The organism is Romboutsia sp. (assembly GCF_051659545.1).
In the GTDB taxonomy this organism is placed as follows: Bacteria; Bacillota; Clostridia; order Peptostreptococcales; family Peptostreptococcaceae; genus JBOFOR01.
Genome location: NZ_JBOFOR010000286.1, coordinates 1 through 25,971 on the forward strand (window position 1 = coordinate 1; position 25,971 = coordinate 25,971).

Consider the following 25,971-nt stretch of genomic DNA (forward strand, 5'->3'; position numbering starts at 1 on the left):
CTATTATTTTATCTCCCCATACTGAAGAAGTATCTTGTAATGCCATTAAAGCAGATCCTTGGATTATTGGAGTGTCATCGCCAGGGAATTCGTACATATTTAATAAGTCTCTTACTTCCATTTCAACTAACTCTAATAATTCTTCATCATCTACTACATCACATTTGTTTAAGAATACTACTATGTATGGTACCCCAACCTGTCTAGATAATAATATATGCTCTCTTGTTTGAGGCATTGGTCCATCTGTTGCTGAACAAACTAATATAGCACCATCCATTTGAGCAGCACCTGTTATCATATTCTTAACGTAGTCAGCATGTCCTGGACAGTCAACGTGAGCGTAATGTCTGTTTGGAGTTTCATATTCAACGTGAGCTGTAGAGATAGTGATTCCTCTTTCTCTTTCTTCAGGAGCTTTATCTATGTTAGCGAAGTCTACTGCTTCTCCTAATTGGTATCTGTCGAATAATGTTTTTGTTATTGCAGCAGTTAATGTAGTTTTACCGTGGTCAACATGCCCTATCGTTCCTATATTAACGTGTGGTTTATTTCTTTCAAATTTAGCTTTAGCCATTTTGAAATACCTCCTTGATTATATTTATAAATTAGTACGCTTATAATAAGCTTATGGTAAGTATTTTACTATTAATCATTTCTGTTTTCAAGATGTTTTTCCAATTTTCTCTTTACTCTTTGAAGAGCATTATCTATTGATTTTACATCTCTTTGAAGCCTATCCGCTATATATTGATATGACTTACCATTTAAGTACAACTCTACTACCTCTAATTCCAAATCACTTAGTAATTCATTCATCTTAGATTCTATACGTTTTAGCTCTTCTTTGCTAATTATAAGTTCCTCTGGATCTGTAACTATGCTAGTTGCAATTATATCTAAAAGCGTTCTATCTGATTCTTCATCATATATAGGTTTATTTAAAGATACATACGAATTTAAAGGTATATGTTTTTGTCTTGTAGCCGTTTTTATTGCAGTTATTATTTGTCTTGTTATGCATATTTCAGCAAAACATTTAAAAGAATTAGTTTTATTACCATCAAAATCCCTAACTGCTTTATATAAACCTATCATACCTTCTTGAATTATATCTTCTTTATCTGCTCCTACCAAAAAATACGACTTTGCTTTTGCCTTTACAAAATTTCTATATTTTTTTATGATGTATTCTAATGCTATTTTATCCCCTTTACTAGCTTTTAATACTATATCGTACTCATCTTGTTGAGAGTTATCAACTAACTCTTCCTGTATTTTCTCATTAGCCACCAACATGTAAAATCTCCCCCATAAAACAGTTTCATAGCTATATTATAGTCTAAAAAAATCAGTAGTTTCAATGCTTTCTACGAATGTTCTCAAGTTTCGACAATGTTTCTTTGTCTAACCTATCTTCTAACCAATTTCTCTGAATTTTTTTTTGCATACTACTCTTATTTTCACTCATTTTCGCTTTAGCACTGTCTAAATCTAACTTCAATTCTCTAGAAGATATTCTGGCAGCCCCTTTCCCAAGGACAATTTGCTGTTCTGCATAGTCATTAGTAGCTACTTTTACGTCATCATACCTAGATAAAGTACTTATAAATTTTTCAATATAACTATCTGCTGTTTGATGTTCTTTTGTATAAATTACAGTTATATTATTTCTTTCTTCTATTTTTTCTTTACAATTTTTAACATTATATGCATCAAAAACTATTATAGCTTTTCTTCCTGTAAACTCTGCATACTCCATTATAGTGTCTATTAATTTTTCTCTTGCATTTTCTAAGTCCGTTTTAGCTATTTCCTTTAGCTCATACCATGCATTTATTATATTGTAACCGTCTACAATTAAATAGCTTTTTACATTCGTTCTCATTTGTTACTTTTTACCAGTTCTTTGTTTGAATATTTCGTAAAGAAGAATGCCACCTGCTACAGATGCATTTAATGATGTTACATTCCCTGCCATTGGCATCTTTACCGTAAAGTCACAATTTTCTTTTACTAATCTAGATATTCCAAATCCTTCACTACCGATTACTAATCCTATAGCACCTGTAAGGTTTTGTTCATAGAAATTTTGTCCATCCATATCTGCAGCTGCAATCCATAATCCTTCTTCTTTTAGTTTTTTTATTGTATTTACTATATTGGTTACTTTGCAAACTGGTACATATTCCACTGCGCCAGCTGAAGCTTTTACTACTACTGGAGTTATATGTACTGATCTTCTTTTCGGTATTATTACACCATGAGCACCTACTGCATCTGCTGTTCTTATTATTGACCCTAAGTTATGGGGATCTGTTATTTCATCTAATATTATGAAGAAAGGCTCTTCTCCTTTTTCTTTTACACTTTCTATTAACTCATCTAATTCAAAGTATTTATGTTCACTTACTTGTGCCATTACTCCTTGGTGAGAGTGACTCGTACTTATTTCATCTAATTTGTGCTTATCAACATATTGAACTATTATGTTTTTATCTTTAGCCATTCCTATTATTTTCTTTATAGAACCTTCTTTAGCTGAGTTTGCTACCATTATTTTATCTATTTCTCTGTCGTTCTTTATTGCTTCTATTACAGGATTTCTTCCTTCTATAATTGCCAATTTTTCCACCGCCTACAAATTCTTAAAATTTTCTCTTACCGAAGCAATATTTCCACAAGTCATATTGCCTTCAGGACAAGCTCCTTTTACACAGTTTGGTCCACTGTTTTTAAATAATATTGGAGCTACTTGTTTTAACTGTCTTAACATCTCTGTTGATAGTGCTCTAATTTCCCATTGTGCTCTTTCACAGCATCTATGATGTAAAAAATTGTATAAACTTCTTGTATTCATAGTAAATACCATTTTTGTTTCACAAGCATTTGGGAATACATATCTTGCATCTTCTATTGCTTTCTTTTCAGCATCTCTTTTTGCTTCTTTTTCATTTTTTCCATATTTTATTAAATTATTATAATGTTTTTCAAATAATATCTCTACTAATTTATCATACGCTTCTTGGTCTTTCTCCATTGCATCTATAAATACTTTTTTAGCTTCTTCAATTTCATTGATTTCTTCTGGGATTATGTACTCAAATTGTTCTAATTTAACATACCTTTGACTTTGTTGTGAAAAACTCGCTATACGATGTCTAACTATTTGGTGCGAACAAGCTCTAGATATTCCTTCCACTGCAAATGTAAATGATACATGCTCTAGTGGACTTTCATGTCCTATGTTAATTAGCATATTTAAAAACTTATCTATTTGTTCATCTGTCAAGTTTTCCTCAATTTGTTCTACTCCAACTGGCGAATAACATAATTTCGCTGCCATTGATATAACTTTCTCTGGTTGTGGTGTATGAGCTATTATTTTTACTTTCATCTCTAGTATCCTCCCTTTAAATAACGTATAGATATTATTATACATTAGTTTTTATACAAAAATATACACATATTCTAAATTTTCGATTATGTACTCTATGACTTCATTTGTTATTTAATATTTTGAACTTATATAATTTACTAAAGCTTAAAAAAGTATTGTCATAAGACAATACTTTTTAGATTACATGTTTTTTTCTACAATTTTTATACCTTCGTTTATTATATAATCTAGTCTTTCACTTTCTTTACCTAGGTATAAATATCCTATTAATGCTTCAAATCCCGTTGCATGCTTGTAGTCTATTATATCTGCATTTTTAGGAGATGTATTTGATTTTTGATTTCTTCCTCTTTTATAAATTCTTACTTCTTCTTCTGTTAATTTTTCTTCTATCTCATGCATTATTGTAGCTTGAGCTTTAGCCTTAACGTACTTTATAGCAGTTTTGTGAAGCTCATTAACTTTTTTATTTATATTTTGCCTTATTAAATACTCTCTTACATGTGTTTCATATACAGTATCACCTATATATGCTAACACTAATGGAGACATTGTAATTAATTCTGTTCTATTCATAGTTATGCTCTTTTCCACTTAGTACCTTGTCTAGTATCTTCTAAGATTATTCCTTTGTCTAATAATTGTTGTCTTATATCATCTGATAATTTAAAATCTTTATTCTTCTTAGCTTCAACTCTTTTTTGTATTAAATTTTCTATTTCTTCATCTAACATATCATCTTGCTTTTTGTTTACTATATTTAATACGCTCGTTAATTCATTAAATTCTTCTAAGCATTTCTTCGCGAATTCTAAAGAAGATTTTTCATCTACATTTGAGTTTATAAATTTAGCTAATTCAAATATTACACTTACTGCATCTGCTGTATTTACATCATCTTCCATAGCATCTATAAACTTAGTTCTATATAAATTTAACTCTGATATTAGATTTTTTTCATCTTCAGTTGTACTTGACTCTACTAAATTACTTATTGTAAATTCTAATTTATCTTTAGTATTATAAAGTCTTTCAAGTCCAGCCTTAGCTTGATTTAACATTTCATCACTAAAGTTTACTGGATTTCTGTAATGAGCTGATAACATAAAGAATCTAACTATTTCTAAATCGTATTCTTTAGATATATCTCTTACTGTAAAGAAATTACCTTTTGATTTACTCATTTTTTCATTGTTTATATTTATATATCCATTGTGAACCCAGTAATTAGAGAATGTCTTTCCGCTTCTTGCTTCACTTTGTGCTATTTCATTTTCGTGGTGTGGGAAAGCTAAGTCTTGACCTCCAGCATGTATATCTATAGTTTCACCTAAGTATCTATTAGACATAACTGAACATTCTATATGCCATCCTGGTCTACCTTCTCCCCACGGACTGCTCCACCCTGGTTCTCCTTCTTTTTTTGATTTCCAAAGAACAAAATCCATAGGATGTCTTTTTTGATCATTTACTTCTATTCTTGATCCAGCTTCTAAGTCATCTTGATTTTGTTTAGAAAGCTTTCCATATCCTTCGAATTTCTTAGTATCAAAGTAAACATCTCCATTTACTTCATAAGCATATCCTTTATCTTCTAGGTCTTTTACAAATTTTATTATTTGTTCTATGTTATCTGTAACTTTAGGATGAACATTAGCTCTCTTTATACCTAGTCCATCAGCATCTACAAAGTATTCTTCTATGTATTTGTTTGCAACTTCTTCTGGCTCTATGTTTTCTTCATGACCTCTTTTGATTATTTTGTCATCAACATCTGTAAAGTTCTGAACATAAGTTACATCGTACCCTCTATATTCTAAATACCTTCTTAAAGTGTCAAATATTATAAATGGTCTAGCATTACCTATATGAATGTAGTTATATACAGTTGGACCACATACATACATTTTCACCTTTCCATCTTCTATCGGAACAAATTCTTCTTTCTTCCTAGTTAACGTATTATATAATTTCATACTCATCACCTCACTGCATAGTTATATCTTGCCATAAATATTATACAATATATTATAATTTAAAATATACATAATTGATAGTATTACTATTATACCCCTACATTTGCATTTATAATACAATTTGGTCATTCTTCTAAAAATAAAAGTTTTTTATCTGCACATGCTTCAAAAGTGTCTTGATTAATAATACCTTCTTTTTTTAAATGTTGTAATATATTTAAGTAATCACTACAAAGTTCCTTTAGCTCTTTATTTACATCCTCTATAATATTACTCATATTCCCCCCTAATATTAAAACCGACTTAATATAAATTACTTTGTAAGCACTTTACTATATTATATTTCTTATTAAGAATTCCTTCGATTTCTACCATAAATCTTTTCATCAAATAACTACATAAAAATTCACTTCGCTTAATCATAAAAAAAAGCCCGCCTTTTAATTGGCGGACTTTTTTAACTATAAGATATTATTTTTTACATATAATATTCTTTTTAAACAATTTTCTTTACCTAATACTTCCATAGTTTTTGGTAAATCTGGACCATGCATTTGCCCTGTTAATATTATTCTAGAACCCATGAATAAGTTTTTACCTTTTATTCCGTACTCTTTTTGTACTTCTTTAAACATTGCCTTTACAAAAGCTTCATCTACCACTTCTGCATTCTCTACTTTAACTTGTAACGCATCTATTAGTGTTGGAATATGCTCTAAGCTTAAAAACTCTCTACATTCTTCTGTTTCTAATTCAATGTCATTATTGAAGAATATACTTGCATGCTCTATTATTTCTTTTACATATTGTAATTTTTCTTTAAGAACTGAAACCATTCCTTTTAAGAAATCATACCTAGACACGCTTTCTTCTTCTGTTATAAATCCAGCTTCAATTAAGAACGGTATTGCTAAATCAGTTAAATAAGCATCGTCAGCATCTTTTATATAATGTTGGTTTACCCAATTTAATTTTTCAGTATCAAATACTCCACCACTCTTAGAAACTCTCTCTACAGAGAATGCTTTTTCTAATTCTTCCATAGTGAATATCTCTTGATTGTCTTCTGGCGACCATCCAACTAATGCAACATAGTTGATTAATCCTTCTGGTAAATATCCTTTTTTCTTGAAGTCTTCAACAGCTACATCTCCCTGTCTTTTACTTAACTTTTTCTTTTCTTTGTTAAGTATGTTTGGTAAATGTACAAATGTTGGAGCTTCCCATCCAAATGCTTCATATAAGTAAACATGTTTTGGAGTTGAAGAAACCCACTCTTCTCCTCTTATTACATGAGTTATTTTCATTAAGTAGTCATCAACTACAACTGCAAAATGATATGTTGGGAATCCATCAGTCTTTATTAATACTTGATCGTCTAAATCATTAGTATTGAATTCAGTTTCTCCTCTAACTAAGTCAGTAAACTTTATAACATGGTTTTCTGGTAATCTTAGTCTTATAACATGTGGCTCTCCTGCAGCTATTTTAGCTTCTACTTCTTCCTTCGTAAGATCTCTACAGTGACCATCATATCTTGGAGTTTCTCCTGCTTCTTTTTGCTTTTCTCTAACGATGTCAAGTCTTTCTTTAGTACAGAAACAGTAGTATGCTTGTCCATTATCTAATAACTGTTTTATATACTCTTTGTATATGTCTAATCTTTGAGACTGTATGTATGGACCATATTCACCTTTTTGAGTTATGTTTCCATTTTCATCTAATACAACACCTTCACTGTGGTTAACTCCACCCCACTCCATAGCAGTTAGCATGTTTTCTATTGCACCTTCTACTAATCTTGTTTGGTCTGTATCTTCTACTCTTAATATGTATTCTCCACCCATTTTTTTTGCGAATAAGTAGTTGTATAAAGCTGTTCTTAAACTACCTATGTGGACAAATCCAGTTGGACTTGGAGCAAATCTTACTCTTACATTCATCTTAATTACCTCCTAATTATTTTTACTCAATATATTTATAATATTAAAATACTACATTACTTTGCAAGCTTATTTTTTACTCTGTGGAAAACTTCTATGATTTCTATTAAAAATTATCCACATATTCATGGTTGTTAACAGCTTTTTTGTTAATTACTTTGTATAGTATATATTTATATCCTTCATATTAATATTTATACTTTTATACAATAACATACTTAATAAAATCAGTCTAAATTTATAAACATTCTTATTTCAATTATACTAAAATTTAAAACGCAACAAGTGTCTACTAAAATAGATGTTTTAGTAGACACTTGTTTGTAAACTTATTTTTAATATGCTTTAGCTATATACACCATATGTTTTGCTTCTTTTCCACAACAGAAACATTTATCACCTAAATTTTCTTGTTCAAAAGGCATACATCTTATAGTTGCTCCTGTATCTTCCTTAACCTTTGCCTCACATTCAGCATCTCCACACCACATAGCTTTTACAAAACCTGGTGTTTCTGTTATAGCCCTTTTAAATTCATCCATATTATCAACTTGATAAGTGTGCTTTTCTCTATGCTCTCTAGCTTTTTCTAACATAGTATCATGTATATTTTCTAATAAATCTACTATACCTTCTTCTATATTTTCTAATGACATAGCATTCTTTTCTAATAAATCTCTTCTAAATATTGTTGCTTGATTATTTTCTATATCTTTTGGTCCTATTTCTATTCTTACAGGAACACCCTTCATTTCCCACTCATTAAGCTTCCATCCGGTAGAGTAGTTATCTCTATCATCTACTTCTACTCTTATTCCTTTAGCTTTTAGTGATTCAAATAGTTCATCAACCTTTTCCATTACATTACCCTTCTTAGCTGCAATAGGTATTATAACCACTTGAGTTGGAGCTACTCTCGGAGGCAGTATTAATCCTCTATTATCACCATGAGTCATTATGATACCACCTATAAGTCTAGTAGTTACTCCCCATGATGTATGATATGGATGTGCTAGTTTACTGTTTCTATCTGCAAAAGTAATATCAAAAGCTTTTGTAAAGTGCTGTCCTAAGAAATGACTAGTTCCAGATTGTAGAGCTTTACCATCATGCATTAATGCTTCTATAGTATAAGTTCGCTCTCCTCCAGCAAATTTTTCACTTTCACTTTTTTGTCCTGATATTACTGGCATAGCAAGTAATTCTTCACATAATTCTTGGTATATATTTAACATTTGTATCGTTTCATCTTGAGCTTCCTCAGATGTCTCATGTAACGTATGTCCTTCTTGCCATAAAAATTCACAAGTTCTTAAGAATGGTCTAGTAGATTTTTCCCATCTAACTACTGAGCACCATTGATTATAAAGATATGGAAGATCTCTATATGATTTTAACCATTTTGCATACATATTACATATGATTGTTTCTGAAGTAGGTCTTATACAAAGTCTTTCTTCTAATTTTTTATTTCCTCCATGAGTTACCCATGCAACTTCTGGTGCGAAGCCTTCTATATGTTCTGCTTCCTTTGTTAATAAGCTTTCTGGTATTAGTAATGGGAAGTAACAGTTCTTATGCCCCGTCTCTTTAAATCTTTTATCAAGAAATTGCTGTATATTTTCCCATATTGCATATCCATAAGGCTTTACAACCATAAATCCTTTTACTGGTGCATAATCAACTAAATCAGTTTTTAAAATAACATCTGTATACCACTGTGGAAAATCAACCTCCATTGGTGTTATTTCCTCAACGAATTGCTTTTCATTTTTACTCATAGCTATTCCTCCTCAAATTTAATTAAAATCATTATTCAAATTCCCTTTTTAGCAACGAACATAGCCGTTGGCGATATGAAGTGTTTCGCCGACAGGTCACTCAATCGAAGCTAATTTTTGATTTATAAACTTTATAATTTTGTTAGTAATTCTTAAATTTTTGTACAAAAAAACTCCATCTCTAAATATTTAGAGACGGAGTTTTTCCGCGGTACCACTCTAATTAGCCCTAAGGCTCACCTTAAAAGATATAACGCTCTTACCCGTAAAAACATAATAGTTTTTAAGCTAAAAGATTGGTTCAAAGGCTTCCACTTAGAAACTCTCACCTATGTTTCCTCTCTGTAAAGTTTCCACCCTTTACTATTTCTTCATCATAGCCTATTCTATATTATCCTAACTTTACGTTGTTTTTCACAAATTCAGCTTCTATTCTAGCTTTAATTTCTTCTAAGCCTATTAATTCTTTCTCTGCTTCATTTCTTAACTTGAATTCTACTTTACCTTCAGTAATATCTTTCCCTACAGTAATTCTCATTGGTATACCTATTAATTCATTATCCTTAAACTTAACTCCAACTCTTTCATCTCTATCATCTAATAATACTTCTACACCCATCTCTTGTAGTTCTCTATATATATTCTCAGCAGCTTTAGTATGTTCTTCTTTTTTAATATTAACTGGTACTATTACTACTTGGTATGGTGCAACTGCTAAAGGCCATACTATACCATTTTCATCATGGTGTTGCTCTATTATAGCTGCAGCTGTTCTTTCTACACCTATACCATAACATCCCATTACCACTGGCTTAGACTTACCATCGTTATCTATAAATGTACATCCCATAGCTTCTGAGTACTTAGTTCCTAGCTTGAATATATGACCAACTTCTACTCCTCTAGCTATTTCTAAATCTCCTCCACACTTAGTACACTTATCTCCTACAACAACATTTCTGAAGTCTCCTACTACACCATCAAAGTCTCTTCCAAAGTTTACATTTTGTATATGGTAATCAGTTTTATTTCCACCTACTCCTACATTACTTTGTTCTGCTACTTCTCTATCTATGAATATATAATCTGCTTTTATTCCTATTGGTCCAGCAAATCCTACCTCTGCATTAGTTAATTCTCTTACAACTTCTTCTCTTGCAAGTTCGAACTCTATAGCTCCTCCTATTGCATTGGCAACCTTAGTTTCGTTAACTTCTCTGTCTCCTCTTACTAAAACTACTACTGTCTTTCCATCTGCTTCATATATTAATGTCTTAGCAAATCTTTCAGCACTACATCCAAAGAACTCTTCTAATTCTCCTATAGTGTGAACCCCTGGAGTATGAACTGGGTTTAATTCTCCCATTTCTTCTTTTGGTAATGTAGTATCAACTGACTCGGCTTTTTCCATATTAGCTGCATAGTCACATCCACTACAGAATACTATTTCATCTTCTCCAACTTCTGACTTAACCATGAATTCAGCTGATACAGAACCACCTATAGCTCCTGAATCTGCTTGCACTGGGCTGTTCTCTAATTGGCATCTTGCAAATATATTCGTATATGCTTCAAACATATCTTGGTATGACTTATCTAATCCTTCTTGATCTATATCGAAGCTATAACCATCTTTCATTGTGAAAGTTTTAGTTCTCATAACTCCAAATCTTGGTCTTCTTTCATCTCTATACTTAACTTGTATTTGATATAAGTTTAGTGGAAGTTGCTTATAAGAAGTAACCTCTTGTCTTATTATATCTGTAAATACTTCTTCATGAGTTGGTCCAAGACAGTAATCTCTTTCGCCTCTGTCTTTTAATCTGAACATTTCAGCTCCCATTACATCCCATCTACCAGACTCTTTCCAAAGTTCTGCTGGTATTATACCTGAACAAAGTATTTCTTGGCATCCTTTTTTCTCTAGTTCTTCTCTTATTATTTGTTGAACCTTATTGAATACTCTAAGCCCCATAGGTAATTGATTGTATACCCCTGAAGCCATTTTCTTTATCATCCCTGCTCTAAGCATTAATTGATGGCTTGTTATCTCAGCATCTGCTGGTATTTCTCTTAATGTTGGCATAAACATTTTTGACATTTTCATAGTACTTCTTCTCCTATTCTTTTCTTTTGATTAATTATTTGAATTAAAAAAACCTTCCATCTCTATACAATGTATAGAGACGAAAGGTTATATTTCCGCGGTACCACTCTAGTTAGCCCTAAGGCTCTCTTTAGGGGATGTAACGGTCCCTACCGTAAAGACTTGTTACCGTCTTTAAGCTAGAAGATTGGTTCAAAGATTTCCTCATGGAAACTCTCAGCAATGTTTCCTCTCTGTGAAGATTTCACCTTTTACTACTTCTTCATAATAGCTATTTTATCTTTTCTTTAGTATATGTATTTATGTTAATTAAGTTACATTTTTTTATATTTCTAACTTATTAATAATGATATATTATTTAATCTTGGTTGTCAACTTTAACTAATAAACATATACTTTGTGCTGCTATACCTTCTTTTGCACCTGTAAATCCTAAACCTTCTTCTGTAGTTGCTTTTACATTTATGTTTTCTAAATTTGTGTTTAGTGTTTTAGCTATATTATTTCTCATAGCGTCAATGTAAGGCGCCATCTTCGGACTTTGTGCTATAATTGTACAATCTATATTACCTATAGCGTATCCCTTATCCTTTATTAAATTATATACGAATTCTAATAATTTTATACTATCTGCACCTTTAAATTTTTCATCATTGTCCGGGAAATGTTTCCCTATATCTCCTAATGCCAAGGCTCCTAAAATAGAATCCATAACTGCATGTACTAACACATCTGCATCTGAATGTCCTAATAATCCTTTTTCATGTGGAACATCTACTCCACCTATTATTAATTTTCTTCCTTCAACCAGTTTATGTACATCATATCCTAATCCAACTCTCATAATTGCCTCCATGTTAATCTTCAGTTTTTAGTATTTGTACTCCTATGTTTACATCTTCTGGAGTTGTTATCTTTATGTTATTATATGACCCTTCTAACATTTTCACTTTATATCCAATTCTTTCTACTAACATTGCATCATCGGTTCCATAAAAACCATCATTAAAGGCATTTTCATAAGCTTTTATCAACATATTATATTCAAAAGTTTGTGGAGTTTGAACTGCCCACAATTTACTTCTTTCTGGAGTATCTATAATTTCATTTTCTCCATTTATAACTTTTATCGTGTCTTTTACTGGAACGCCCACAACAATTGCTTTATGCTTTTTAGCTTCTTCTATGCTTTTATCTATTATTTTTTTTGTTACAAAAGGTCTTGCACCATCATGTATTAATACAATATCGCAATCACTACCTAGTAATTTCAATCCATTATAAACAGAATCTTGCCTTTCATTGCCTCCAAAAGCTATTTTTACATTGTTAAACCCATACTTATTTAGTATTTCATTTTTAAAAAAATTTATTTCGTCTTCTTTTAGTACAACAACTATCTCTTGTATATTTTTATGTTTATAAAATTTTTCAATAGTATAAGCTATAATTTCTTTATTATTAAGTTTTATGAATTGTTTATTTATATTCATCTTCATTCGGCTTCCACTACCTGCCGCTACTATAACTACTCCGTTCATTCTTCCTCCTACTTATATTTATAATAATTAATACATAAAAAGTCTTCGTAAACGAAGACTTTTATATATTAATTAATTTTTAGGTTTACCAAATATCATTCTACCTGCTGGAGTTTGTAATACAGATGTAACCAATACCCTTATAGTTTCACCCATGTGTTTTTTACCTCCATCTACAACTATCATTGTACCATCATCTAGATATGCAATACCTTGACTTTGTTCTTTTCCTTCTTTTACTACTTGAACAATCATCTCTTCTCCTGGTATTGCTACCGGCTTAATAGCATTTGCAAGTTCATTTATATTTAATACTTCTACACCTTGGAATTGAGCTACCTTATTTAAATTATAGTCATTTGTAACTACCTTACCATTTAAAACTTGTGCTAATTTTAGAAGTTTACTATCCACTTCAGGTATATCATTAAACTTAGTTTCATTTATTTCAACTTCTATCTCTAATTCTTTTTGAATTATATTTAAGATGTCTAAACCTCTTCTACCTCTAACTCTTTTTAAATCATCCGATGAATCTGCTATATGTTGCAACTCATCTAATACAAATTTTGGTATTATAAGTTTTCCTTCGATAAATCCAGTCTTACATATATCTGCAATTCTACCATCGATTATTACACTTGTATCTAATATTTTGGGTGGGATACTCTTAATTTCTTTTTTTGTAGTTTTTTCTTTCATGGAAGTAGATAGCCTACCTAATTTATTTAAGTTAAATAAATCATCCTTACTTTTAAGCGCTATTCTTATAAAAAGATATCCCATGAATCCATATGTAAGGAAAGATAATAATCCTCCTACTATAGGTATTGAATTTATTAATCCACTTACTAAATAAGCTATTACAAAACCTACTATAAGTCCTATTGAACCTAATAATATATCCGTTTGAGGATATTTGGATATTTCCTTATCCATTATTTTTGCAATTTCTTTAAATTTATTTATAGCCCAAGGACCTATTAAATAGAATATAAGTCCTACTACTAGCCCTACTATTGCTCCTACTGCCATTCCTTTTTCATCTATTCCAAATGAAAACTTAGGAAATGCATTTGTTAATGATAAATATGTTGTGAATCCTAGAGTAAATCCTAGTAAACTAACTATTATTCTTATTACTTTCTTTAGCAAATTTTCACCCCCTGATTATGTGTTAATATTTTTTATTATAATTCATTATACCCAATATATTCAAGCACTAAGTAGTAAAATTCATTTACATTTCACATATACTAATATATTTAAATAATTTGTATTAGTCCATAATTATATATTTCTATCTAGTAATACTAGTTGTTTCATTTTTATAAGTCCATTCTTTATGTATGTAGCCCTAATTTCACCTATACCTTCTACATCATCTAAATCTTCAATGGATGCTCTTAATATTTCCTGGAAATTATCAAAATAATTTACTAAGTTCTCTATTATAGCAGATGGCAACCTATGTATCTTATTAAGTATTCTATATCCTCTAGGTCTTATTTCCATATCAAGATTTTCTGAAAATCCGCTATATCCTAGTAATTTAGCCATATTAGGCAAATCAATTAATTCATCTGAAGATAAACCTTTAATTTTTTTCTTAAATTCTTCTATATCTACATTTTGTCTCTTGTAATCTTTAAAAATTAATTTTTGATCAATTTTAGTTGTTCCCATTAATTCTTCTAGCTGCATTCTAACTAGAGTTCCTTCTTCTCCTAACTCTATTACATATTTTTCAATGATGTTAGTAATCCTCATAACCATTTCCATTTTTTGAATTACTACAGCTACATCATAGATAGTTACTAAGTCATTAAACTCTAATGCATTTAAGTTAATTATAGCTTGATCTAATACTGCTTTGTACTTTTCTAAAGTTTGTAGAGCCTGATTAGCTTTTGTGAATATTTTTGATATCTCTTCTAAAACATATTTTTTTTCGCCTCTATAAACTGTTATTACATTTCTTCTTTGAGAAATTGCTATTACTATAGCTCCCGTTTGTTTGGCTACTCTCTCTGCTGTCCTATGTCTAGTACCAGTTTCCGACGTTGGTATTGAATGGTCTGGTATAAGTTGAGCATTAGCAAAAAGTATTCTTTTTATGTCTCCACTTAGAACAATTGCTCCATCCATTTTTGCTAATTCATATACATAAGAAGGTGAGTAATCTGCATTTATACAAAATCCACCATCTACTACTTTCATTATTTCCTCATTAGTCGCTAGTACTACAAGTCCTCCTGTTTTTGCTTTTAACACATTGTCTATACCTTTTCTTAATGGAGTACCGGGAGATATCATTTTTAATATTTGTGTTAGATCTTTGTTACTTAAGAAATCCTCCATTTCTATTTATTACCCCCTAGCACTATATTTATAGCTTGTCTTAAATTATCAACTGGCCAAATTTCGATGCCTTTTGTATCCTTTACAACCTCATAATTATTTCTTGGTACAACTAATTTTTTAAAACCAAGTTTTTTACATTCTGCAATTCTTTTTTCTATGAAACTAACAGCTCTAACTTCCCCGGTTAATCCAACTTCTCCGGTTACTGCAATGGTTTCATCTACAGGTATATTTCTAAAGCTAGACGCAACAGCAATTATTATTCCTAAATCTATTGATGGTTCATTTATCTTTATTCCTCCAACGATATTTATATATACGTCTTGATTCTGTATTTGAAGTCCTACTCTCTTTTCTAGTACTGCTAACAACATGGCTACTCTATTATAGTCAACACCTGTTGCTGTTCTTTTAGCTATACCATAACTTGTTGGAGATACTAAAGCTTGCATCTCTAGTAACATAGGTCTCGTACCTTCTACAGTAGAAATTATAACTGAACCTGCTACATCTTTAGGTTTTTCTGATATAAGTATTTTTGATGGGTTCTCAAGTTCCACTAAACCTAAATCCCTCATTTCAAATACCCCAAGTTCATTAGTAGACCCAAATCTATTTTTTACAGCTCTAACTAATCTATAGGTATTATATCTTTCTCCTTCAAAATATAAAACTGTATCAACCATATGCTCCAATAGTTTAGGACCTGCTAGAGATCCTTCTTTTGTTACATGTCCAACTATAAAGGTTGATATACCCATTTTTTTGGAAATTTTCATAAATTTTGAGGTTCCCTCTTTTATTTGGCTAACCGTTCCCGGAGCTGATGCTATTTCTGGGCTATATACAGTTTGAATAGAGTCTAATATTATAAGTTCGGGACTTATACTTTCTAATTGAGATTCTATTATGCTTAAGTTATTTTCTGCGAATATATATAAATTATCGGAGTTTATTCCTAATCTTTTAGCTCTCATTTTTATTTGTGATTCTGATTCTTCTCCAGATATATACAATACTTTTTTTCCTGAATCAGCTACCTTACTAGATACTTGTATTAATAATGTAGATTTTCCTATTCCAGGATCTCCTCCTACAAGTACTAGAGATCCCCTTACAATACCTCCACCAAGAACTCTATCTAGTTCATTTATATTTGTAGAAAATCGTTCTTCTCCCTTTGTTTGTATAGAATTTATACTAACTGGTTTAGAGGATGATTTATCTACAATAAATACTTCTTTTTTAGTGCTTTTTTGATCAATTTCTTCTACAAATGTATTCCATTTAGTACATTCTGGACATCTTCCTAACCATTTTGATGTTTCATAGCCACATTCCTGGCATACATACTTAGTTTTTATTTTTGCCATTTTAAATCACCCTTATTTCTATATGTATATATAATTTTAACATATGTGTAGTATATTATGTAAAGTTAATGTATATTTAAAGCAAATAAGAGGAAGATTTTTATTTCTTCCCCCCTTTTATCTATTATACTGACTTACATTTAAACACTATTTTATTATTTTCAATTTCTGTTATAACTGTGTTTCCTTTTTTTACATATCCCTTTAATATAGCTTCTGATAATTGATCTTCCAATTCTTTTTGGATAGCTCTTTTTAATGGTCTTGCTCCATATTCTAAATCAAATCCTGATTTAGATATTAGTTTTATGGCTTCTTCACTCATTTCTAGGTTTATATCCATTGCTTTTACTCTTTGTATAACTTCACGAGTCATTAGTCTTACAATTTGACCTATATGAGCTTCTGTTAATGAGTGAAACACTATTATATCGTCAATTCTATTTAAAAATTCTGGTCTAAATTTTTGTTTTAATTCGCCCATAATATTTTCTTTCATTTTTTCGTACTTATTTTTTTCTTGTTCCACTTGATTTTTGTTAACACTAAATCCTAATATTTTTTCCTTACCTATAGTTGTAGCACCAACATTAGAAGTCATTATTATTATAGTATTTTTGAAGTCTATTGTTCTACCTTTAGAGTCCGTTAATCTTCCATCATCCAATATTTGTAACAATATATTGAATACATCTGAATGTGCTTTTTCGATTTCATCAAATAATACTACTGAATATGGATTCCTTCTTACCTTTTCAGTTAATTGACCACCTTCATTGTATCCTACATATCCTGGCGGAGAACCTATCATTCTAGAAACAGCATGTTTTTCCATATACTCTGACATATCTATTCTAATTATTTGGTTTTCATCTCCAAATTGAACTTCTGCTAAAGCTTTAGATAATTCTGTTTTTCCTACTCCTGTTGGCCCTAGAAATAAAAATGATCCTATTGGTCTGTTTGGATCTTTTAGTCCTGCTCTAGATCTTCTTATTGCCCTAGCAATAGATTTTACAGCTTGATCTTGACCTATCACTCTATCATGTAGTATTTCCTCTAACTTCAATAATCTATCAGCTTCTTCTTCAACTATTTTATTTACAGGAACTCCCGTCCAAAGTTCTACAACTTCTGCTATAGCCTCTTTATCAACTTCTTGTGTATAATTAGTAGATTTATTCCACTCCATTTTTACTTCTTCTAATTGTTTCTTCAATTCTAACTTATCGCCTTTTACCTTATTTGACTTTTCAAAATCTTTATAAATACCTACTTCTTGTTTTTCTTTTTCAGTTTGCTGAACTTCTCCTTCTAGCATTTTCATTTCTGAAGACGGTATTACTTTTTTAAGTTTAACCCTAGAAGCTGCCTCATCAATTAAGTCTATCGCTTTATCTGGTAAATATCTATCTGTAATATATCTAACTGATAGTTCAACTGCTGCTTTTATAGCTTGATCCGTTATTTTTACTTTATGATGTAATTCATACCTTTCTCTTAATCCCTCTAGTATTTTTATTGTATCTTCCTTAGTTGGCTCTGTTATCATAACTGGTTGGAATCTTCTTTCTAAAGCTGGATCTTTTTCTACATGTTTTCTATATTCATCTATAGTTGTTGCTCCTATAATTTGTATATCACCTCTAGATAAAACTGGCTTTAATATATTAGAAGCATCTATAGTACTCTCTCCCGTTGATCCCGCTCCTATTATAGTATGCAGTTCATCTATAAATAAAATTATTTTTCCATTTTTCATTACTTCATCTATTACTTGCTTTATTCTTTCTTCAAATTCACCTCTATATTTTGCACCAGCTAACATTGCTCCCATATCTAAAGTATAAATAGTTTTATTGGCTAGACTTTCTGGTATATTACCTTCTGATATATTTAATGCTAATCCTTCTGCTACAGATGTTTTACCTACGCCCGGATCTCCTATTAATACTGGATTGTTTTTAGTTCTTCTACTTAATATCTGTATTACCCTTTCGATTTCTTTCTCTCTACCTATTACAGGATCTATTTTATTTTGCTTAGCATATTGAGTTAAATTTCTTCCATATTTATCTAAAACTTTTGACCCTTGTTCTTTAGACTGTGTTTGAGATTGCGATTTGCTTTTGTTATCAACTTCATTTTCCTGTGATACTGTGTAATCTTCTAAGCCTATCATGTCTATTATTAATTGAACTATAGTTTTTTCGTCTATTCCAGCATAATTTAATATCTTAATTCCTATGCCTTCTCCCTCTTGAACAATTGCAAGTAATATATGCTCTGTTCCTATATAATTCGTTCTTAATTTATTTGCAAACATTCCAGATAATTCTAATATTTGTTTACTTCTTGGGCTTAGTACTATATCTAATGAAGGAGTATCTAATTTGCCTTCTATCTCAATTATTCTATCTTCTATATATTTTTCTGTTACTCCTAGCTTTTCTAGAACTTTTCCTGCTATGCCTTCTTTTTCTCTAGCTAGGCCTAGTAATATATGCTCACTACCTACAACTTTATGACCAAAACTTTGAGCTGCTTCTAAGCTAAAATCTATGGCTTTTTTTGCTTTTGGGGTAAACCTATTAAAATACATACTTCAACCTCCTTCTTTATCTCCTATCTATACTTTTATATATACAAAAGCATAGATCTATTTTTCATTGGATTTTAATACGACTATTTCCTTTTTCATTGGAACTAATACAATATTTTCAATTTCTTTATTTTTTATATTCACTTTAAAATTTTTATATTCTATACTATTACTACTCATTACCAAATAACCCTCCTATTTATATTCTTTAGCATATTTACTCTTACCTTTTCTTTTTGTATGTATCTTCTGATTCACTTATTTTCAATTTAACTTTCTTTGACTATTATTAATATCATTTATATGCTTTTTTTACTTTAATGTTTCCATCCTATAAATTTGTTTTTTATAAAATTTATTCAACTATATTTACATTAACTTAATAAGGCTCCAGATTTATTATCTGGAGCCTAAGTTAGCTACTTGCTATTTGCTTCACTTATTATTCTTTGTGCTATTTGTTGAGGAACCTCTTCATATCTTTCTAGTTCCATCTCAAAATATCCTCTCCCTTGTGTCATAGATCTTAAATCTATAGCATATTTAAATGTTTCAGCTTGAGGAGCTTGTGCATAAATTACTTGTTTTCCTTTATCATCCGGTTCCATTCCAAGTATTTTACCTCTTCTCTTATTTATATCTCCCATTACATCCCCCATATATTCTTCTGGGATTATTATTTTAAGCTTCATTATCGGCTCTAATAAGATAGGATGAGCTTCTTCTATACCTTTCTTAAAGGCTGCACTAGCTGCCATTTTAAAGGCCATTTCAGAAGAGTCTACATCATGATATGAACCATCATAAAGAGTAGCTTTTATATTTGTAACAGGGAATCCAGCTAATACACCTTTAAGCATAGAGTCTTTTAATCCTTTTTCTACTGCTGGTATATATTGTTTAGGAACTGAACCTCCAAATATCGCTTCTGCAAATTCAAAATCATTTTTACTTCTCTCAAATTTTATTTTTACATCTCCATATTGACCATGTCCACCAGATTGCTTTTTATGTTTTCCTTGTACATCTGATGAACCTCTAATTGTTTCTCTATAAGCTACTTTAAGGTCATCTAATTCAACATCTACTCCAAATTTATCTTTTATTTTATTTTTTATTGTATTTATATGTAATTCTCCTTGCCCTCCTATAAGAGCTTGCTTTGTTTCTGAATTTCTATACCAATTTATAGTTGGATCTTCTTCTGCAATTTTGTTTAATGCTGCACCAACTTTTTCTTCATCACCTTTATTTTTGGGAGTTATTGCAAAGTATATTTGTGGTTTAGGGAAACTTAATTCATTGATTGTATTGTCAACTTTTTTGAAAGATAAAGTATCTCCTGTTTGGAAGGAGTTTACCTTTGTAACTATTGCAATATCACCACATTTAACTTTATTCATTTCTATTAATTCATTGTTTTTCATTGTATATAAATTAGATATTTTTTCTTTTAGATCTTTATTTATATTAAATATATCTGTATCTTTACTAACTTCTCCCTGTGTAACTTTTAAATATGACATTTTCCCTATAAATGGGTCCACTATTGTTTTAAATATCATACCTTTAAAATCACTTGCTTCATCACTATATTTAGGTTCAAGATACTTAGAAACAGTTTCTAATATTTCTATAGTACCTACATTGTTTACCGTGGAACCACATATTACAGGTATAATATCTCCTCTTTGAATTCCAGATATTAATCCTTTTTGAATATCCTCAGGACTTAATTCTTCTCCACTAAAATACTTATCTAGAATCTCATCATCAGTTTCTGCTATAAGTTCCATTAGTGCTTCTTTTACACTCATAGCTTCATCTTTAAACTCTCCATCTAGTCCATCCATATTTTCAAAAATATTATGTAGTTTTACAAACTGCTTATCTTTATATATAGGTATTATCATTGGAACAACTTTATTTCCATATTTTTCCCTTAACATACCTAATGTATCTTTGTATCTTGCTTTTTCATTATCTATTTTGTTTATAAACATTATTTTAGGAACACTTTCTGTAAGCTCTAAAGATTTTTCTGTTCCTACTTGAATATCAGTTGTAGCATCAACCACTATAATTGCTGCATCACTGGCACTAAGTGAGGATATAACTTCTCCACTAAAATCAAAATATCCAGGAGTATCTAGTAAGTTATATTTGTAATCATTGTACTCAACTGGTATTAGTCCCATGCTATAAGTCATATTTACTTTATCAGTTGGTCTAGGTATTTTGTTAGTAAGGCTTGAAGTGTATGCTATTGCCTCAATTAGATTTGTTTTTCCACATCCACTGTGTCCTAATACTGCTATGTTTCTTAACCTACTGTTATCATAGATTTTCATATGAGCACCTACCTTTTTAAAATTTGTACAAAATTCAATATTACATTCAAATCTACGTTATTACATATTAGTAACGTTTCTATTTTCTGTAATTGCAGGTGGTGAAGTAGTTTTAATGATTTAAACATTCCCGCGATACGCTTTAGATTGTAGCCTTAATTTATCCTATATATATAAAATATGTAATACTTGTTAGTTATATACTAACTATATAATCTAAGTATTTTTTGTATATTGTTGGATAAATTTTTGTTTAGTTATAGTATTATCTTTTGCTACAATTTTACTCAGAATAATTGATTATTATGAATAAAACTTATCGGGAATATACATATTATTTCCTAAGAAATAATTATATTTTTGTTTTATATATAATTCTATATATGTAGTGCTTATCCTTTTTTTTAATAAAAAATTCGCTTCGCTCATATCGCCAACGGCTCTGCGCGTTGCTAAAAATCTTTTTTACTTTCACTAAGTATGTTGATATTGCTTAAATGCAGTAACTTATCCACAGTTTTTTAGGCAATATAATTTCCTTAAGCGCAAAGAATACTCTAGAATATGTATAATATATTCTAGAGTATTTTAAGGTTTATTCTTGTACTGTTACTAATAATTGTTGTTCATCTAATTCCATTTCTGTTTCAACTTCTATGTGTGAAGCTTTCATTGTCATCAATAATTGCTTATCCCCTACAATGTCATCTTGATTTACTTTTATTTCTTTTATTGCTCCATCAATTTTTGCCACTATTATAGTCTCCATTTTCATAGCTTCTATTACTATAAGTGGTTGATTTTGTTTTACTTCATCATCTTGTTTAACTAAAATTTTAACTACTTTACCAGGTATGCTCGCTCCTATTTGTAAAGGATCATTCATATCTGCTTTTACTATATCTTTTATATTACCAGAGAAATTTCTATCTTTTATTTCAACTTCCCTTATCATACCATTTAATTCAAATGTAACTGTTCTATGACCATTTTCTTTTGGCTCACCTATATCAACTAGCTTAATTGTTAATATCTTACCTTCTTCAATTTCAACTTCGCATTCTTCTCCTTTGTTTAATCCGTAGAAGTAAACATGACTTTCCAGTTTTGATATATCATTATATAGTTGTAAATGATTTACATAATCTTCATATACATTTGGGTATAAAGCATAACTTAATATATTTCTTATATTTGCATCTAAATTGAATTTCTCATCTAGATATTGCTTTATATTGTTAAAATCTTCTTTTGGTATCAATAATCCTGGTCTTACATCTATAGGCGTTTCTCCTTTTAATACTATTTTTTGAATATCTTTAGGTATTCCACCTTCTGGTTGACCAATCATTCCTCTACAATAATCAAGTACAGAATCTGGGAAAGATAATTTTTCACCTTCTTCTATTATATTATTCTTAGTAAGATTGTTTTTTGTCATGAATATAGCTAAGTCTCCAACTACTTTTGAAGATGGTGTTACTTTTATAATATCACCTAATATATAATTTGCTTCTTTATACATTTCCTTAACTTGATCAAATTTGTTAACTAATCCTAAACTATCTGCTTGAGGTTTTAAGTTTGTATATTGTCCGCCTGGAATTTCATATTTATAGATTTCTGCACATGGATTATTTAAGTCACTTTCAAACTTAGAGTATACTTTTCTTAAGTCTTTATAGTAGTTTCCAACTTCCCCATACCCATATAGGTCAACATTTGTATCTCGCTCCGTATTCTTTAATGCTTCTACTATAGCATTTATTGATGGCTGACTTGTAAGACCTGCCATGGTTTCTAATGCACCATCAACAATATCTACTCCTGCTTGTGATGCCATTAAACATGTCGCTATTCCATTTCCACTTGTATCATGTGTGTGTAAGTGAATTGGAGCCTTTACATTGTCCTTTAATCCTTTTATAAGTTCATACGCTGCGTACGGCTTAAGTAGTCCTGCCATATCCTTTATACATATAATATCAGCTCCTAAATTTTCTAATTCTTGAGCCATTCTTATATAATATTCTAAGTTATATTTAGTCTTTGTTTTATCAAGCACGTCCCCAGTATAGCAAATTGTTGATTCTACAATTTTTCCAGTATCTAATGCTGCTGATATTGATGGTTTCATATTTTCTACCCAGTTTAAAGAATCAAATATTCTAAATACATCTATTCCTTGTTTTGCAGATTCTTTAATAAGCTCTTCTACTACATTGTCTGGATAGTTTTTATATCCTACTCCATTAGATGCTCTAAATAACATTTGGAACATTATATTTGGTATTTGTTCTCTTAACTTTTGTAATCTAATCCACGGTGACTCTTTTAAGAATCTATACGCAACATCATAAGTAGCTCCTCCCCACATTTCCAATGAAAATAAATCTTTCATGTATTGGTTTGTTGGTTCAGCTACTTTTAATAAGTCATATGTTCTAAGTCTTGTCGCTAATAATGATTGATGTGCATCTCTCATAGTCGTGTCTGTTAATAGTAATTTTTTTTCATTTTTTATTGATTCTATATAGTCTTTTTTACCTAATTTATTAAATAAATCTCTACTTCCTTCAGTTGTGATTATATCTTTATTTAATTTTGGAGTATATAACTTATCAAAAGAAGGTTTTTCTTCACATTTATTTTCATTTACAGCTACATTACCTATAAACTGAAGTAGCTTAGTTCCTCTGTCCTTGCTTTCTCTGATGTCAAATAAGTTTGGATTTTCATCTATAAATCTAGTACTACATTTACCTTCTTTAAATATTTGATTATTTAATACATTTACCAAGAATCCTATATTAGTTTTTACTCCTCTTACTCTAAATTCTTTAATCGATCTAATTGTTTTATTTATTGCTCCTGTAAATGTTCTATCCCAAGATATAGTCTTTACTAGTAAGCTATCGTAATAAGGGCTTATATTTGCTCCTGTGAATCCATTTCCTCCGTCTAGCCTTATACCAAATCCTGACCCTGTTCTATACACTTGAATTTTACCTGTATCTGGCATAAATTTGTTTTTAGGATCTTCTGTAGTTATCCTACACTGAATTGAATATCCTCTTATTTCTATATCATCTTGTGATTTTATATTAATCTCTTCATCCTCTAATCTATGTCCTTGAGCAATTAGTATTTGACTTTGTACTATATCAATTCCTGTAACCATCTCAGTAATAGTGTGCTCAACTTGAATTCTTGGATTCATTTCTATAAAGTAATGCTCACCATTATCATCCACTAAAAATTCTAAAGTTCCTGCATTAACATATCCCACATATTTTGCTATTTTTATCGCATCTGCGCATATTCTTTCTCTTACTTTGTTATCTAATGAAAATGCTGGAGCATATTCTATTATTTTTTGATGTCTTCTTTGAACAGAGCAATCTCTTTCATGTAAGTGAACTATATTTCCATATTTATCCCCTAGTACTTGAACTTCTATATGTTTAGGATTTGCTATGTATTTTTCTATAAATATAATTGCTTCTCCAAATGCTTTTTTCGATTCACTACATGCAGTTTCATATTCTATTTCTAAATCCGCTTCATCATGTACTACCCTCATTCCTCTTCCGCCACCACCATTAGATGCCTTTAGCATTATTGGGTAACCTGTCTTTTCAGCAATAGCTTTAGCCGCCTTATAATCTTTCATCGGTTTGTCTATACCAGGTATAGTAGGTACATCTACTTCCTTAGCTATTTTTTTAGAGTTTATTTTATCCCCCATCATATTCATTATATCTGCTGATGGTCCTATAAAAACTATTCCATTTTCTTCACATTTACGAACAAATTCTGGATTTTCAGATAAAAATCCATATCCAGGATGAATAGCATCTATATTTTTTCTTTTTGCTAAATCGATTATACTATCCATATCTAAGTATGCATCTATTGGACCTTTATCCTCCCCTACTAGATAAGATTCATCAGCTTTTGTTCTATATAATGCATATTTATCTTCTTTACTATATATCCCTACACTCTTTATTCCTAATTCAGAACAAGCTCTGAATATTCTTATTGCAATTTCCCCTCTATTGGCAACTAGCACCTTGTTAAATTTTTTAAGCATAATATGCCTTTTCCCCCTTTATTTTTTATAATATTAAGATTATAAACTAATTTACTTTAATTTTAAATAAGTTTATATAAGTTTCTTAATAAATAAGATAAATACTACAAAGTAAATAACTTTAGTAATATATATTTAAATTTAACTTAATTTAAGTTAGGTGTTTTTTTACATATTTAACAATTTATTCCCTTATATTTTATTTATATTAATATATAATTACACTACTTTAAAATAGTGTAATTATATATTAATTAAAATAAAAAATGCCTAGAAATTAATTTCTAAACATTTTTCATTAATATAATTTATTTTTATGCACAAAAAAAGATTACGTGGCTACGTCTTACTCTCCCAGGAGGTTGCCCTCCAAGTACCATCAGCGCTAAAGAGCTTAACTTCTGTGTTCGGAATGGGAACAGGTGTATCCTCTTTGC

20 protein-coding genes, 1 rRNA gene and 2 other annotated features are annotated in these 25,971 nt (G+C 30.2%); all 21 genes read right to left on the minus strand.

From position 1 onward, the window contains the following. A partial coding sequence (locus tag ACRC03_RS17000) for a GTP-binding protein (RefSeq protein ID WP_438650925.1) occupies positions 1-577 on the minus strand: 577 nt, incomplete at its 3' end. A 71-nt stretch (positions 578-648) separates the two neighbouring features. Continuing rightward, positions 649-1,299 (minus strand): RNA polymerase sporulation sigma factor SigH, encoded by a 651-nt coding sequence (gene sigH, locus ACRC03_RS17005; RefSeq protein WP_438653792.1) that lies wholly within the window; start codon positions 1,297-1,299, stop codon positions 649-651. Positions 1,300-1,360: 61 nt separating this feature from the next. Further along, a complete protein-coding gene (locus ACRC03_RS17010; RefSeq protein WP_438653793.1) occupies positions 1,361-1,888 on the minus strand; it encodes an NYN domain-containing protein in 528 nt (175 codons plus the stop codon). A 3-nt stretch (positions 1,889-1,891) separates the two neighbouring features. Further along, entirely contained in the window at positions 1,892-2,626 is a 735-nt protein-coding gene (rlmB, locus tag ACRC03_RS17015; protein WP_438653794.1) for a 23S rRNA (guanosine(2251)-2'-O)-methyltransferase RlmB, read from the minus strand. Positions 2,627-2,638: 12 nt separating this feature from the next. Then, positions 2,639-3,397: an FAD-dependent thymidylate synthase gene (thyX, locus tag ACRC03_RS17020; RefSeq protein WP_438653795.1), complete on the minus strand. Its 759-nt coding sequence runs from the start codon at positions 3,395-3,397 to the stop codon at positions 2,639-2,641. A gap of 183 nt (positions 3,398-3,580) precedes the next feature. Further along, entirely contained in the window at positions 3,581-3,976 is a 396-nt protein-coding gene (locus ACRC03_RS17025) for a Mini-ribonuclease 3 (protein ID WP_438653796.1), read from the minus strand. A 2-nt stretch (positions 3,977-3,978) separates the two neighbouring features. Further along, entirely contained in the window at positions 3,979-5,376 is a 1,398-nt protein-coding gene (cysS, locus tag ACRC03_RS17030) for a cysteine--tRNA ligase (RefSeq protein ID WP_438653797.1), read from the minus strand. A gap of 125 nt (positions 5,377-5,501) precedes the next feature. After that, positions 5,502-5,654, minus strand: coding sequence for a hypothetical protein (locus ACRC03_RS17035; RefSeq protein ID WP_438653798.1), 153 nt, complete (start codon positions 5,652-5,654; stop codon positions 5,502-5,504). Between the two features lie 183 nt (positions 5,655-5,837). Next, a complete protein-coding gene (gene gltX / locus ACRC03_RS17040; protein WP_438653799.1) occupies positions 5,838-7,319 on the minus strand; it encodes a glutamate--tRNA ligase in 1,482 nt (493 codons plus the stop codon). A 335-nt stretch (positions 7,320-7,654) separates the two neighbouring features. Further along, positions 7,655-9,100: a proline--tRNA ligase gene (gene proS, locus ACRC03_RS17045; protein WP_438653800.1), complete on the minus strand. Its 1,446-nt coding sequence runs from the start codon at positions 9,098-9,100 to the stop codon at positions 7,655-7,657. Between the two features lie 188 nt (positions 9,101-9,288). Continuing rightward, positions 9,289-9,487 (minus strand) — a binding site (T-box leader). A 4-nt stretch (positions 9,488-9,491) separates the two neighbouring features. Then, positions 9,492-11,207: a proline--tRNA ligase gene (locus tag ACRC03_RS17050; protein ID WP_438653801.1), complete on the minus strand. Its 1,716-nt coding sequence runs from the start codon at positions 11,205-11,207 to the stop codon at positions 9,492-9,494. 72 nt (positions 11,208-11,279) lie between these two features. Beyond that, positions 11,280-11,485 (minus strand) — a binding site (T-box leader). Positions 11,486-11,565: 80 nt separating this feature from the next. Next, positions 11,566-12,051 carry a 2-C-methyl-D-erythritol 2,4-cyclodiphosphate synthase gene (ispF, locus tag ACRC03_RS17055; protein WP_438653802.1) on the minus strand — a complete coding sequence of 162 codons (486 nt, stop codon included), beginning with the start codon at positions 12,049-12,051 and terminating at the stop codon, positions 11,566-11,568. Positions 12,052-12,064: 13 nt separating this feature from the next. After that, on the minus strand, positions 12,065-12,748 hold the full coding sequence (ispD, locus tag ACRC03_RS17060) for a 2-C-methyl-D-erythritol 4-phosphate cytidylyltransferase (protein ID WP_438653803.1): 684 nt from the start codon (positions 12,746-12,748) through the stop codon (positions 12,065-12,067). Positions 12,749-12,820: 72 nt separating this feature from the next. Next, the gene (locus tag ACRC03_RS17065; protein WP_438653804.1) at positions 12,821-13,903 is read right to left on the minus strand and encodes a PIN/TRAM domain-containing protein; all 1,083 of its coding nucleotides are present in this window, start codon (positions 13,901-13,903) and stop codon (positions 12,821-12,823) included. A gap of 135 nt (positions 13,904-14,038) precedes the next feature. Then, complete coding sequence (gene disA, locus ACRC03_RS17070; protein ID WP_438653805.1) at positions 14,039-15,109, minus strand: DNA integrity scanning diadenylate cyclase DisA; 1,071 nt, start codon at positions 15,107-15,109, stop codon at positions 14,039-14,041. A 2-nt stretch (positions 15,110-15,111) separates the two neighbouring features. Further along, positions 15,112-16,485, minus strand: a complete 1,374-nt coding sequence (radA, locus tag ACRC03_RS17075) for a DNA repair protein RadA (protein ID WP_438653806.1) — start codon at positions 16,483-16,485, stop codon at positions 15,112-15,114. Positions 16,486-16,609: 124 nt separating this feature from the next. After that, positions 16,610-19,087 (minus strand): ATP-dependent Clp protease ATP-binding subunit, encoded by a 2,478-nt coding sequence (locus ACRC03_RS17080; protein WP_438653807.1) that lies wholly within the window; start codon positions 19,085-19,087, stop codon positions 16,610-16,612. Positions 19,088-19,144: 57 nt separating this feature from the next. Next, a complete protein-coding gene (locus ACRC03_RS17085) occupies positions 19,145-19,267 on the minus strand; it encodes a hypothetical protein (RefSeq protein WP_438653808.1) in 123 nt (40 codons plus the stop codon). A 239-nt stretch (positions 19,268-19,506) separates the two neighbouring features. Further along, complete coding sequence (locus ACRC03_RS17090; RefSeq protein WP_438653809.1) at positions 19,507-21,438, minus strand: elongation factor G; 1,932 nt, start codon at positions 21,436-21,438, stop codon at positions 19,507-19,509. A gap of 595 nt (positions 21,439-22,033) precedes the next feature. Continuing rightward, entirely contained in the window at positions 22,034-25,534 is a 3,501-nt protein-coding gene (locus ACRC03_RS17095) for a pyruvate carboxylase (RefSeq protein WP_438653810.1), read from the minus strand. Between the two features lie 333 nt (positions 25,535-25,867). Beyond that, positions 25,868-25,971, minus strand: a 5S ribosomal RNA gene (gene rrf, locus ACRC03_RS17100); the annotation flags it as partial.

Excerpts from the sequence above, each read along its gene's own strand:
- radA (WP_438653806.1), bottom strand. The coding sequence starts at position 16,485 with ATGGCAAAAATAAAAACTAAGTATGTATGCCAGGAATGTGGCTATGAA.
- proS (WP_438653800.1), bottom strand. The coding sequence starts at position 9,100 with ATGAGTAAAAATGAAAAGCAATTCGTTGAGGAAATAACACCAATGGAG.
- cysS (WP_438653797.1), bottom strand. The coding sequence starts at position 5,376 with ATGAAATTATATAATACGTTAACTAGGAAGAAAGAAGAATTTGTTCCG.
- sigH (WP_438653792.1), bottom strand. The coding sequence starts at position 1,299 with ATGTTGGTGGCTAATGAGAAAATACAGGAAGAGTTAGTTGATAACTCT.
- ACRC03_RS17090 (WP_438653809.1), bottom strand. The coding sequence starts at position 21,438 with ATGAAAATCTATGATAACAGTAGGTTAAGAAACATAGCAGTATTAGGA.
- ACRC03_RS17010 (WP_438653793.1), bottom strand. The coding sequence starts at position 1,888 with ATGAGAACGAATGTAAAAAGCTATTTAATTGTAGACGGTTACAATATA.
- ACRC03_RS17035 (WP_438653798.1), bottom strand. The coding sequence starts at position 5,654 with ATGAGTAATATTATAGAGGATGTAAATAAAGAGCTAAAGGAACTTTGT.
- gltX (WP_438653799.1), bottom strand. The coding sequence starts at position 7,319 with ATGAATGTAAGAGTAAGATTTGCTCCAAGTCCAACTGGATTTGTCCAC.
- ACRC03_RS17080 (WP_438653807.1), bottom strand. The coding sequence starts at position 19,087 with ATGTATTTTAATAGGTTTACCCCAAAAGCAAAAAAAGCCATAGATTTT.
- ACRC03_RS17050 (WP_438653801.1), bottom strand. The coding sequence starts at position 11,207 with ATGAAAATGTCAAAAATGTTTATGCCAACATTAAGAGAAATACCAGCA.
- thyX (WP_438653795.1), bottom strand. The coding sequence starts at position 3,397 with ATGAAAGTAAAAATAATAGCTCATACACCACAACCAGAGAAAGTTATA.
- ispF (WP_438653802.1), bottom strand. The coding sequence starts at position 12,051 with ATGAGAGTTGGATTAGGATATGATGTACATAAACTGGTTGAAGGAAGA.
- disA (WP_438653805.1), bottom strand. The coding sequence starts at position 15,109 with ATGGAGGATTTCTTAAGTAACAAAGATCTAACACAAATATTAAAAATG.
- ACRC03_RS17085 (WP_438653808.1), bottom strand. The coding sequence starts at position 19,267 with ATGAGTAGTAATAGTATAGAATATAAAAATTTTAAAGTGAATATAAAA.
- ispD (WP_438653803.1), bottom strand. The coding sequence starts at position 12,748 with ATGAACGGAGTAGTTATAGTAGCGGCAGGTAGTGGAAGCCGAATGAAG.
- ACRC03_RS17025 (WP_438653796.1), bottom strand. The coding sequence starts at position 3,976 with ATGAATAGAACAGAATTAATTACAATGTCTCCATTAGTGTTAGCATAT.
- ACRC03_RS17095 (WP_438653810.1), bottom strand. The coding sequence starts at position 25,534 with ATGCTTAAAAAATTTAACAAGGTGCTAGTTGCCAATAGAGGGGAAATT.